8 protein-coding genes are annotated in these 13,263 nt (G+C 52.2%); 7 read left to right on the top strand and 1 reads right to left on the bottom strand.

Translation table 11 applies throughout. From position 1 onward, the window contains the following. Nucleotides 1–430: 430 nt before the first annotated feature. The gene (locus NDI52_RS06925; protein ID WP_347280183.1) at nt 431–1,228 is read left to right on the top strand and encodes an NADPH-dependent oxidoreductase; all 798 of its coding nucleotides are present in this window, start codon (nt 431–433) and stop codon (nt 1,226–1,228) included. 338 nt (nt 1,229–1,566) lie between these two features. Then, nucleotides 1,567–2,811, top strand: a complete 1,245-nt coding sequence (locus NDI52_RS06930; RefSeq protein ID WP_190770300.1) for a b-glycosidase — start codon at nt 1,567–1,569, stop codon at nt 2,809–2,811. A gap of 93 nt (nt 2,812–2,904) precedes the next feature. Here the strand turns inward: NDI52_RS06930 and NDI52_RS06935 are convergent, their stop codons facing one another. Further along, nucleotides 2,905–3,678: a peroxiredoxin-like family protein gene (locus NDI52_RS06935; RefSeq protein WP_190770301.1), complete on the bottom strand. Its 774-nt coding sequence runs from the start codon at nt 3,676–3,678 to the stop codon at nt 2,905–2,907. A gap of 440 nt (nt 3,679–4,118) precedes the next feature. Between NDI52_RS06935 and NDI52_RS06940 the strand changes: the two genes are divergently transcribed. The 5 genes from NDI52_RS06940 (at nt 4,119) to NDI52_RS06960 (ending at nt 13,075) form a co-directional block, all read left to right on the top strand. Further along, on the top strand, nt 4,119–6,116 hold the full coding sequence (locus NDI52_RS06940) for an Ig-like domain-containing protein (protein WP_190770302.1): 1,998 nt from the start codon (nt 4,119–4,121) through the stop codon (nt 6,114–6,116). Nucleotides 6,117–6,256: 140 nt separating this feature from the next. Beyond that, entirely contained in the window at nt 6,257–9,364 is a 3,108-nt protein-coding gene (locus NDI52_RS06945) for a TIGR03032 family protein (protein ID WP_190770303.1), read from the top strand. 44 nt (nt 9,365–9,408) lie between these two features. After that, the gene (locus NDI52_RS06950) at nt 9,409–9,873 is read left to right on the top strand and encodes a MarR family transcriptional regulator (RefSeq protein WP_190770304.1); all 465 of its coding nucleotides are present in this window, start codon (nt 9,409–9,411) and stop codon (nt 9,871–9,873) included. A gap of 102 nt (nt 9,874–9,975) precedes the next feature. Further along, entirely contained in the window at nt 9,976–11,355 is a 1,380-nt protein-coding gene (locus NDI52_RS06955) for an HlyD family secretion protein (RefSeq protein WP_348256329.1), read from the top strand. 208 nt (nt 11,356–11,563) lie between these two features. Next, nucleotides 11,564–13,075, top strand: coding sequence for a DHA2 family efflux MFS transporter permease subunit (locus NDI52_RS06960; RefSeq protein WP_190770307.1), 1,512 nt, complete (start codon nt 11,564–11,566; stop codon nt 13,073–13,075). The last annotated feature ends 188 nt before the right edge of the window (nt 13,076–13,263 follow it).

The raw sequence follows: 13,263 nt of genomic DNA on the forward strand, positions 1-13,263 counted from the left end.
AGAGTGCCCACGGGGTTTATATCGTGCATCAAAATCATCCTTCTGGATTTTGATACACAATTTAAGTTGACTCACCCCATGCCTCAAAACCCAGAACCATAATTCTGTCGTCGCTGCACCATGGCAGAACTATGGTTCTAGGTTTTAAGGAGATTTCCAGTAATGAAATTACCCCCAGAATGTTGGTGCTTTGCCCGCGAAGCGGGCAAAGCACCAACATTCTGGGTAAATTCTTATGCAGAAACCTCCTAAGTGCGAAGGTGGGAAGGATGGGGGCCAACTATCCTAAGCGTAATGCACCGTGCCAACTCACCCAACGTTTAGAGAATTCGTAGCCATCTCAGCCAGAGAGCGTTATAAATCCGAGTAATAGTGTAGTTCTTACAGATTCTCTATGAATGATTTAATGCGGGAGCCCTTTCTTAAGGCGATGGGCGATCGCTATGGCACTCACAATATACACGGGGCTCCATGGAATGACACACTCGCCTTGCTGCTAACCCACCGTTCCATCCGAGCCTATCGGCCCGATCCCCTACCTCCGCAAACGCTGGAAACGTTGATCGCAGCAGCTCAATCCGCTGCGACCTCATCCAACTTACAGACCTGGAGTGTGGTTGCCGTCGAAAATCCTGATCGCAAAGCAACGCTGTCCCAGTTCGCTGGGAATCAGGCTCATATCCGCCAGTGCCCGTTGTTTCTGGTGTGGTTAGCTGACTTGGCACGGCTGCACCATGTAGCGAGCCAGCGGAACATGACAACCGAGGGATTGGACTACCTGGAGATGTTCCTGACGGCTGTAATTGATGCAGCTTTAGCCGCTCAGAATGCGGCGATCGCTGCTGAATCTTTAGGCTTAGGAACGGTTTATATTGGCGGGATGCGTAACCAACCCGAAGCTGTTGGCGAGACCCTACAACTACCACCACACCTGTTCGCCGTCTTCGGTCTGTGTGTGGGTTATCCTGATTCTGCTAAACCTGCCGCAATTAAGCCACGCCTGCCCCAGGCGGCTGTTTTACATCGAGAAACCTATGACCTGGCTGGGCAGGATGCTGCGATCGCAGACTACAACAATACGATGCAGAAGTTTTACCAATCCCAACAGATGAATGTCGCTGGGGACTGGGTAGAGCATTCAGTTAAGCGGATTGCCACAGCTCAAGCGCTCAGCGGGCGTGATCGCCTTCGGGGTATTCTCCACAAGCTTGGATTTCCTTTGTTGTAGCGATCGCCTGCACAACTTGTCAAAGCGTCAGGTAGCAGTAAGTAAACGGTTCACGCGATAATGTTCTTACACAGTTTGTGGAAGAGATTTTGAAAGATGAAGTGAGCTAAGCTTACTCCATCTACAAAAACATTTAGGATTTCTATAGTCATTACATAAGGGTTGCTGGTTATGCACTTTATACATCATCAACAACTCTTCATGTGGGCTTTAGTGCAGTGCCTATGTATTAAGTGTAAGTCTTAAGAAAGATATATTTCTAGTCACCAAGATAGTAGGCAAACAACTGTAGAGACAGGTAAATTCTTGTCCATGCCGTTTATTACAGGCTGCACTAAATGACTCAACGTCCCGGGATTTTCCCCACATTCTTTATTTCCGGCTTTGAGTGTTCGACATTCCTCTGGAAAGATCAAGGGCGACGCAATTTGATTCAAGAGACCCAGCACGATCGATGTGCTGAAGAGGATTACAGCATCTTGCGATCGCTAGGTATTGATGTCGCCCGAGAAGGCATTCCCTGGCCACTCGTGGATCAGGCCGGAATATGCAACTTTGACTGCATTGATCCGATGCTAGAAGCGATGCAGAAGAACCAAATTGTGCCTATTTGGGACCTCTGTCACTACGGATACCCAGACGACTTGGATCCGTTCACGGACACGTTTACTGAGCGGTTTGCGCGCTATTGTGGTGCCGCAGCAGAATATATTGCGGCCCGACGGCCTGGTCCTCACTTTTTCACCCCCATCAACGAAATCACCTTTTTCTCCTTCTGCGGGGGTGAGTGGGGGTGGACGGCCCCTTATAAGAAGACTCGAGAGGATCGTTTCCGCTTTCGGCTGGCCCTGTGTAGGGCAGCGATCGCCGGGGTCAATGCCATTCGTGCTGTCATCCCCGATGCCCGAATGATTCACATTGACCCATTGGTGCAGGTAGTGGCTCCGCGCGATCGCCCTGATTTGGTCGAGGCCGCCCACCATGAAACCTACGAAGACACCTTCCTGGCCTGGGATATTCTCTACGGCAAAGCCCATCCTGAACTGGGCGGTTCCCCCGAAATTCTCGATATTGTGGGTGCCAATAATTATTCATTCGGCCAGATGGAATACCGAGAATCTGGCCCTCACAAAGCCCTCGACCCAGATGACGATCGCATTAAACCATTATGCGAGCTGATGAGCTGGGTTTGGGAACGGTATCATCGTCCCATGATTATTGGCGAAACGAGCGGTATGGAAGGGGGGCGCGACGAGTGGCTACGGGATGTAATGGAGGAATCCCTGGCTGCCGTCAATGCCGGAATTGACTTACATGGCATCTGCTTATTCCCCGCTGTCGATATGCCCGATTGGCATACCGGAAAATGGTTGCACAACGGCATTTGCGACCTGGTGGAAGATGGAGAGCATTTGCACCGCGTTCCGCATGAACCTTACGTGGCCGAGTTACGACGCTGGCAGCGTGAGTTGAACCGGGTCACTACGGTCGACACGGATCCCCTCAGCGATCCGGTGGAACTGCAAGATGTAATTGATGCAGCCAAACGATTACAGAAGGTAGGCGATCGGGATTGGCATTGATCTATAACCCTTTCCGCCTGACAAGGTACGAGGGATAGACGTAGGACAAAGCCCCACATCTATCCCTCGTAACTCATGCTAAAGCTGAGGCTATCAAAGGAAATTGAGCAAGAAGGATAGAGGATCGCTCATATTGGCTGCGAATCCTAAAATTCCGCGATCGCGATGCTCATAAAGCAAATTCCCAGACGCATCAAACAGAAACGTACCGCCCCGCTGAGTGATATAAGTTGCGTCAGGTACATAGGTTTTCCAGTGGCTTAGAGACTCTACCATGTTGCGCAATCGCAGCGTCGCCAACTCGAAGGGTCGCTGAAAACCCTGACCTCCTGCCACATTGAAGGCCGACCCCCTTAAAGGCGGTAATGGAGCTGCCTTCACCACTTCGTCATCTCCAATCAATTGAGGAGCCTGGCGATCGCCCCGATACCCCCGAAACACCTCCGCTAAAGTACCCGGGCTACCAATTCCCGCGCACATCAGCAGTAGGTTCACCCAAGCATTCTGGGATGGAGAGAGCATGGGCGCTTTAAGCGAGAGGCCCGAGTAAAGGCCCAGTTGCTGATGCAGCTCAGCTTTTGGGTCAACAAAAAGCCAACTGGGGGAGAACCCAGTATAGGAACAAAATTTTTCGCCAGAGGGGCGATCGCCAATTCCTACCGCTCTGATGGTAAGCGATTTTTGCTGAAGCTCTGCAGCATGACGCTGTAACCACCAGGCATACTCCAAACTGTCAAAATCCCCCAACTGGGGCCATACCAGTACGAGAAGCGAATTTGCGCCATTCCAGCCATCCAGAATTGGGACAGTGCAACCATCGCTAACTCGCTGCCGCTCAGTTTGCTTCAAAGTGGTGTAAGGATTCATGAAAACGTACAGGTCGCTTTTCCAAACACAATAATACTCACATTCATTTTTGTTGAAGCAAGGAGAGTGGCAGGGTTCTAGCTGAAGTACAGCACTATAAGAAAACTCAAGAGGAGTTTGGGAATGCTTATTAGAGGCCAAAGACTGAGAAGTACCTGCTCCCAGTCTTGAGCACTGAGCCCTATTTGGGTGTGTGCTTAGCCAAGTTTGGCACACCTCTCACAGGTACGAAATTTAACCTTCCCAGGAAACTACCTCAGTAAACCAGCTTATTAACCCAGGTTTTATATGAAAGCTGAAATTTATGAAAATTTGATATTTCCTATTTCGCTACTATCACAGTCCCTGCTGTAATAAAAACTACATAGCTATGCTATTCCGTATTTATACGGTGATTCCCTGTTAACTTTTCGTGTGTTTCCTTATTATCAGGATGCTCTATGTCAACTCCGATTTTCCAGGGTTCTGAATTTCAGGTTAATTCCTACACCACAGATTCCCAGGCGGCCGCTCGCATTGCGATGGATGCGGCGGGTAACTTTATTGTTACTTGGCAGGGTATGGGGCAGAGTGACTTTGGAATTTACGGCCAACGCTATGACAGTATGGGAAATGTGTTAGGTGATGAAGTGCTGATGACACTTTATCCTCCTGAGTCGCGATATTTTATCCATAGCACAGCGTTAGATGCAACCGGAAATGTTGTTTTAACTTGGGAACGGTTCTTCCAACCTGAGTTTGATAATGGCATTTATGCTCAACGCTATGACAGCACAACGAGCACGACTGGAGGCGAGTTTCCGGTCTACACCAACATCATGAATTACCAGGGCGATCCCCAGGTAGTCGTGGATGCTAATGGCAATTTTGTCGTGACCTGGACAGGAAGCGACTCATCTGATTCAGATTTTGGCGTTTTTGCCCAACGCTACAGTAGCGATGGGACTACCCTCGGCAGCTTTTTCCGCGTGAACAGTGAAACCAGCGGATATCAAGGCTCATCCCATGTGGCAATGGATGCTGATGGCAACTTTGTGGTGACCTGGGAAGACGCACGCCAGAACACCAATGTGAATCCCGGAGATATCTACGCTCAGCGCTACAGCAGTACTGGAATTGCGCTGGGAGAAGCATTTCAGGTTAATACAAGCACAGCCAGCCTTCAGGAGGCGCCCCGCATTGCCATGGATGCTGACGGAGATTTTATCGTCACCTGGCACAGTGATGGTCAGGATGGTAGTGGCTTGGGCATTTACGCACAGCGATTCAGCCGAGATGGAGTAGCGTTAGGCAACGAATTTCGTGTCAATACCTACACCACAGATACGCAGTCAGATCCCCAGGTCGCTATGGATGCCGATGGCGACTTTGTCATTACCTGGCAAAGTAATGGCCAGGATGGCGATGGTTTGGGGGTTTATGCACAAGTCTTCAACAAGTTAGGCAACCGTGTCGGTGAGGAGTTCCGAGCCAATACCTTCACGACTTATTCTCAATACCGTCCTCAAATTGCCATGGATGCTGATGGTGATTTTGTCATTACGTGGGAGGGGTACGGCCAAAATGGTTCCGGAATAAATATCTATGCCCAACGCTTTAGCCTGACCAATGACCCACCGGCTGCCAATGCTGACAGCCCCACAGTTGCAGCCTACGGTCAGGTTGTCATCGATGTTCTGGCAAACGATAGTAACCCCAGCGGGGACCCTCTGCAATTAAGCATCGTGACCGATCCCATGAATGGCACGGTAACGGTTAATGACAATGGCACAGCCGCTAACTTGCACGACGATTTTCTGGTTTATACGCCTACACCCGGCTATGCGGGTGCAGATAGCTTTACCTATCAGATCGATGATGGGAAAGGGGGGATTGATACTGCCGAAGTCAGCGTGACGGTAACAGGACGCAGCGCAATAGGAACTGCAGGCAGCGATACCCTGAATGGCAGCCTGGGAGATGACACCCTAAACGGAGCAGGTGGCAACGATGTCCTGAATGGTCTTGCGGGTCGCGATCGCCTTGTCGGTGGCTTAGGCGGCGATCGCCTCTTTGGGGGAGCCGGAAATGACACTCTCATCGGTGGTTCCGGTGGCGATACCTATGGGTTCCGCTCTTCCCGTTCTTTTCGCTCTACGGATTTTGGAGGCGATACAATTGTGGGCTTCGCGACTGGAACGGATCGTATCTCCCTCTCGGCGAATGCCTTCCAACTCCTAGCCAATTCCGTAGGCAGTAACCTCAAGGTCAACCAATTTGCGACCGTCAGCACCAATGCTGCCGCAGCTACCGCCAGTGCTGCTGTTGTTTACAACACCAGTAATGGACAACTGTTTTATAACACTAACGGTACAGCAGCAGGATTTGGCACTGGAGGAGCACTGGCTATCCTTCAAAACGCACCAACCTTAAACCGTATGGATGTCCTGGTTGTCTAACAATTCTTTAGACGAAGCTACCCAGAATGGGAGGTATGGTGCGTACGCACCATACCTCCCATTCTGGGTAGCTTCGTATTGGTTTGGTATGACAACGCTATAACGTAGGAGTTGTGCCTTGTGATGGGATCTGAAGGGCTATGGCGTCTCCGACATCCGAAATTCAACGCCTGACTGAACTGGGTGTTCTCCACTGCCAGCAGGGCAACTTCGCCCAGGGAGTTGCCTGTTTCCAGGAAGCACTAACCCTGCAGCCCGAGGCCATAGATGGTCGCTACAACCTGGCGTTAGCCTATCAAAAACAGGGGAACCATGAGCGCGCTCTAACCGAATATGAGCGGTTACTGGCCCAACAGCCCGACTATGTTCCGGCATTAGTGCAGACGGCCAACCTGCGCCAGATGCAGCAGCAATATCAAGCGGCGATCGCCCTCTATCAAAAAGCCCTTGCCCTCCAGCCCCAAAATGCTCAGGCGCACTGTAACTTGGGCACCGCCCTGCAATCTGTAGGCGCGACTCAAGCGGCGATCGCCGCCTACGAGAAGGCCCTCGCCTTGCAACCCCAATATCCCGAAGCCTGCAATGGGCTGGGAAGCCTGCGGGAACGACAAGGATTGGCCAGTGCGGCGATCGCCCTGTATGAGCAGGCTCTGGCCCGCCGATCGAATTGGGTGCCAGCCTTGATAAACCTGGCCCAGGTACGGTTTCGGTTGGAGCAATGGGAAGCAGCGATCGCGCTCTATCGGCAGGTGCTTGCCTTAGAACCAAACAATCTCAAAGCCTGGGACGGTTTACTGGCAGCAAACTTAGCGATCGCCCAATGGAGCGAATTAGACACGTTCAAAACCCAGATTGAAAAACTGGCTTCCACAGCCCCTTTGGATATTGCCCCTCTCAATACCCTGTACCTCCCTTTCTCAGCAACAGAGCAGCGACGATTGGCGGAAGGAAGAGCGGAGGCGATCGCCCAGCGCATGGCCGATACACGCCGTCAGTTCCAATTCCCGGCCCGTAGGCCAAAGCCAAAAATTCGTCTCGGGTATGTCTCCGGTGACTTTCGCCACCATGCTGTTGCTCACCTGATGCTGAGATTGTTTGAGTTACATGATCGAGAACAATTTGAGGTATTCGCTTATTCCCTGGGTCCAGATGACAGCAGCACCTACCGCCAAAAACTGATGGCAGACTGTGACCAGTTCCGCGATGTGCTTGGCATGTCTCCGGCAGAAATTGCTCAACAAATTCACCAGGATGGCATTGATATTCTCATTGACCTGGCCGGATATACGGACTATGGCTGCCCCGAACTCTTTGCCCTCCGCCCTGCCCCTCTTCAGGTCAACTACCTGGGCTACCCTGGCACTCTTGGTCAGCGAGAGATTGATTACATCCTGACAGACTCCGTCATTACTCCGCCGGAGCTTGCTCATCACTTCACTGAAACCTGTGTATATCTGCCCGGCTGCTACCAACTCAACAACAACCAGCAACTCCTGCCCACGGGCACTATAACCAGGGCTCAGTGTGGCTTACCCGAGGAGGCGGTTGTCTTTTGCTGTTTCAATAAAGTGCAGAAAATTGAACCCAGCATCTTTATGATATGGATGCGAATTTTGCAGCAGGTGCCCCAAAGCGTACTGTGGTTGCTGGAATCTAACCCTCTGGCTCACCAGAATCTGGTGAGGGCAGCAGAGCAGTTAGGCGTAGCGGGCGATCGCCTCATCTTCGCCCCCCGCTTACCCAAAGCTGAGCATCTCGATCGCCACCCCTGTGCTGATTTGTTTCTCGACACCCGCTACTACACCGCCCATACCACAGGTAGCGATGCTCTCTGGGCCGGAGTTCCCCTGATTACCATCCCTGGCGAAACCTTTGCCTCCCGCGTCTCCGCCAGTCTTCTAAACGCCGTCCATCTACCCGAACTGGTCGCCACCACTTTGGAGGACTACGAACACCTCGCCATTCACCTCGCCACCCATCCCGAGGAGCGACAACGCTTGAGACAACACCTTCAAGAAAACCGCCTGAGACTGCCGTTGTTTGAAAGCGATCGCACAGTGCGTCAGATTGAGGCAGCCTATCAGCAGATTTGGAAGCAGGAGAGCACGGAAAAACAAGGAGAAGCAACAACGGTTGCTCGTTCTATCCACCCCTCCCCGCCTCCCCCCCAACCCACGAGTTCCCCCGACGCCTTCTCCTGCCACGCCTCCGATGGCTTCCACAGTTGGCTTGCTCAGTCTGGTGGTTCTATTGTTATTAGCACCTATCAGGCTGGGAAGGTGGTGCTGGTTGGTTTTGATGGGCAGCAGATTACGGTACTACTGCGGCAATTTACCAAGCCGATGGGCATGGCGATGCAGGGTAATCGCTGGGTATTGGCGACCCAATATGAAGTTATGGGGTTTGCCAATGCACCCCTATTGGCCCATGAGTATATAGAAGCGCAGCGCGATCGCTATGATGCCCTCTACCTGCCCCGCGTCAGCTACTACACCAATGACCTCAATATTCACGACCTGGCCTTTGGCAAGGATGGCCTCTGGCTAGTGAACACCCGCTTCTCTTGCCTGGCTGCCTTAAGCGAGGATTTTAACTTTGTCCCTCGCTGGCACCCCTCCTTTATTACAGAATTAGCACCAGAAGATCGCTGCCATCTCAACGGCCTCGCGATTGTGGAGGGACAACCTAAATATGTAACCGCCTTAGGAGCCACAGATATTGCGGGGGGCTGGCGAGAACACAAGGCGACAGGTGGCATTCTGATAGATGTAGAATCCAACGAATTACTGTTGCAGGGGCTCTGTATGCCTCACTCACCCCGCTGGCACGACGGCTATCTCTGGTTCCTGAACTCCGGTGCTGGAGAAGTGTGCCGCCTTGATGTTGCTACAGGCGACGTGGAAACGGTTTGTGTCCTCCCTGGCTTTCTGCGGGGTCTCGAATGTATCGGTTCTTACGCCCTGGTAGGTTTGAGCCAGATTCGGGAGCGACATATCTTTGGCGGGTTACCTGTGAGCATGCGGGGCGATCGCCTTCTCTGTGGGGTGGCGATTATCGACCTCCAGCGAGGCATTCAGGTCGGCATGTTGGAATTCACGGCTGGTTGCCAGGAACTGTATGATGTGAAATTTTTGACAGGAATTCAACGCCCAATGTTGTTGAATCCAGACAAGCCTGCAGTACGGGAGGCGATCGCCGCTCCCGAGTTCGCCTACTGGCTCCGCCCCAGCAAACAATTACCCACATAACAAAAACACTTGCTATACTAATAGTACGCACCCTAAGTAAATATATGACACCTGCTTTGCTTGATCGCTCTGTAGAACCCTGGCAAAACGTCCGTGCCCCGCATGGACTGGGCTATCGCATTAAGTTGATCTCCCAACTGTTAACCCGTAAGTTTCAAGAGCAGTTGGAACCCTACGGCTTAACTCCCTTCCACTGGCTGGTGCTGTGTTGTTTGTGGGAGCAGGATGGCCTGGCCACTTCAGCGGTTGGCGAGCAGCTCCGTCAGGTGGGAGGTACCCTTACAGGCGTAATCGATCGCATGGAAGAGCGAGGTCTGGTGCGCCGCGAGCGTGATGTTCAGGATCGGCGTATCTGGCGCATCTGGCTAACGGAAGAAGGCAAACAATTAGAAGATGTGCTGCCCGCTCGCGCCTCGGGTATTCGTGAGCAGGCCCTCCAGGGTTTTTCTGAATCCGAACAGCAGCTTCTTTCAGACTGGGTCGATCGCATCATCGCGAATCTCTCCTGAGTATAAATACAGTCACCCTTTAAGGTGAAGTTGTTTTACCAAAAACTTAGCATACTAACTAATAGCTCCCGTATTAATCCTTGCAATTTGCCGAGCGTACCTATGAAGACTCATCCCAACACCCTTAACGGCAAGAGCGCGCTTCTGGAATCTCCGACCGCTCCAACGGAACCGATCGCGGAGCGAGCTACTGTCGTTGAAGCGTCCTCCCCTGCCGAAGCCACTCCCGAAGCACCTTCTGAAACCACTGCCAAAGCACCGAAGAAGCGCCCTTCGAAGTTGTTGCTGGCTGCCTTGGGAATTGGGGCGATCGCCGCCAGTGGCTTCGGTTTCCGTTGGTGGCAATACGCCTCCACCCATGAGGAAACAGACAACGCTGCTGTTGCAGGCCATCTCTATCAGATCAGCAGCCGCATTCCCGGTACTGTCAGCCAAGTCACCGTAGACGATAACGAAGTGGTGAAACCCGGTGAGTTGTTGGTTCAACTCGACCCCCACGATTACGAAGTGAAAGTCCAGCAAGCCCAGGCTGCTCTCCAGGTAGCTCAGCAACAGGCTCAGGCTGCTCAGGGCAGCATTGCCCAGGTAGGCACTACGGCCCAGGCCCAGACCACTGAAGCTCAGGGAAACATTGCCCAGGCGGTTGCGGCAATCTCCAGTGCTCAAGCTGCCGTCGCTGAAGCCCAGGCAGGGGTACCCGCTGCCCAGGCACAGTTGGCACAAGCCAACGCCACTTTGCAACAGACCCAGGCCGACTATGCCCGTTATCAAAGTTTGTTTGAATCGGGAGCCGTAGCTCGGCAACAACTTGATGCGGCTCGCGCAGCCTTTGAAGTCGCCCAGGCTCAGCGCAATGCAGCCCAACAGGGCGTAAGCCAGGCTCAGGCTAAAGTTGATCAAGCCCAGCAAGGCGTTGGTCAAGCCCAGGCACAACTGGAAGCAAGCCGGAGCGGGTTGCAACAAGCTCAGGCCACAGGCCAGCAAACCAATGTGAATCGGAGCCAGTATGAAGCAGCCGTGGCGGCGATCGCCCAGGCCCAGGCCCAACTGAATGCGGCTCAACTCCAGCTGTCCTACACCCAAATCACCGCTCCTGCCGAAGGACGCATTGGCCGCAAGACGGTAGAAGTCGGCCAACAAGTTCAAGCAGGCCAGCCGCTCATGGCGGTAGTCGGCGATGACCTATGGATTATTGCCAACTTCAAGGAAACCCAGATGGACGACATTAAACCTGGGGAGTCTGTGGAGATTGAGTTGGATGCATTTCCAAGCCACACCTTTACCGGTCACGTCGACAGCCTTGCGCCTGCCTCTGGCTCACAGTTTGCCCTCCTACCCCCTGACAACGCTACCGGGAACTTCACCAAAGTGGTGCAACGTATCCCCGTCAAAATCACCTTTGACCCCGAAAGTTTGAATGGCTTCGAGAGCCAAATCTCTCCTGGGATGTCAGCTACAATCAGCGTTCACGTGCAAGAGTAAGGGCGACTGAATAAACTCTAAAACACCGGATGTCTTGAAAAAACATCCGGTGTCTGATATCAAGCACCAATAATCTCAGTTTGGATATGCGCCTCTAATACCTTACTCATCCTGGAGTACCTCTGTGACTGAGAGCAAGACCCAACCATCCTCCCCTCCAGCCCCCCAGACGAATCCATCTGTCCCATTAAAAACCTGGATTGGGGTCATGGGCACCATCCTGGGTGCATTCATGGCGGTGCTCGATATTCAAATTACCAACGCCTCCCTGCAAGATATCCAGGCAGCCCTAGGAGCTACTTTGGAGGAAGGCTCATGGATTTCAACCGCCTATCTGGTGGCTGAAATTGTGGTTATTCCGCTCACGGGCTGGCTATCTCAAGTTTTTTCAGTACGGCGCTATCTACTGGTTAACGCAACCCTATTCATCTTCTTTTCCGTGGCGTGCGCTTGGGCCTGGAATTTGCCATCGATGATTGTGTTTCGGGCCGCACAAGGTTTGGCTGGAGGCACATTGATTCCCATGGCCTTTACCTTCATCCTGCAAAACCTGCCACCGGCTCGCCAACCCATTGGGTTAGCCATGTTTGCAATAACAGCTACCTTCGCTCCCTCTATTGGACCAACTTTGGGGGGCTGGTTAACCGAGAATTATGGATGGGAGTATATCTTCTATCTGAATGTCGTTCCGGGATTATTGCTGATAGGGGCAGTCTGGTATGCAGTCACACCTCAATCCATGCGCCTGGATTTATTGAAGCAGGGGGACTGGGGTGGAATCGTAGCCATGGCGATCGGGCTAGGATCGCTGCAAGTGGTACTGGAGGAAGGAAGCCGTAAAGATTGGTTTGATTCAACATTAATTCTGCGGCTCAGCATTTTTGCCGCCATTTTTCTCAGCATCTTCTTCTGGATTGAGTTAACCCGTCGTCGTCCATTTATTGAATTAAGACTGATTAAACGGCGTAATTTTGGTTTAGCCAATATCATCAACATTGCCCTAGGAATGGGGCTTTATGGTTCCATTTATATTTTGCCGCTCTATCTAGCGCAAATTCAGCAATACACTGCCCTTCAAATTGGCGAAGTTATCATGTGGGCAGGAATTCCCCAACTCTTCATCGTGCCCCTCGTGCCAATCGCGATGAAACGGGTTGATTTGCGGCTGATGATTGGTATCGGGGTAGCGTTATTTGCCGTCAGCTGCTTCATGAACTCTTCCCTCACCGCTGAAACGGGATTGCCGCAACTACGGTGGTCGCAGCTAGTGCGTGCTTTGGGACAACCGCTCATTATGGTTCCCCTCTCGTCTATTGCCACAGCCGGCATCGAACCTGCTCTAGCCGGATCTGCCTCAGGTCTTTTCAATATGATGCGAAACCTGGGTGGTTCTTTCGGCATTGCAGCTCTGGCAACGTTACTCACAAATCGTCAGCATTTTCATTCCAACCGTCTTGGAGAAGCGGTTTCTCTCTACGATCCGGAAACTCAACAGCGTATTGAGCAACTGACCCAATACTTTCTGGGACGCGGTGGTATTGATTGGACAACTGCCCAGCGGCAGGCGATCGCCACCATCGACTCCCTTGTCCGCCGAGAAGCCCTGATTATGGCCTACAACGATTGCTTCTACTTCATTGGCATGGCCTTGATGGTGAGTGCATTGGCCGTTCTCTTCTTTAAAAAGGTCAAACCTTCCGGCGGTGCTGCTGCTCATTAGGTTAACCTCAGTTCGGGTTAAGGGCTTTTTCGAGTGCCGCGCTTCGCGCGGCACTCGAAAAAGCCCATTATTGCGTGCGCGTCGCGCACGCAATAATGGGCGGTTCGGCTTATCCCGAACTGACGTTAGATTAGTGATCATATCTACAACGAAGCAAGATAGAACAAAGCCCAAGCTTAGCTTGGGCT

This window comes from Leptolyngbya sp. PL-A3 (assembly GCF_039962325.1).
In the GTDB taxonomy this organism is placed as follows: domain Bacteria; phylum Cyanobacteriota; class Cyanobacteriia; order Elainellales; family Elainellaceae; genus Vacuolonema.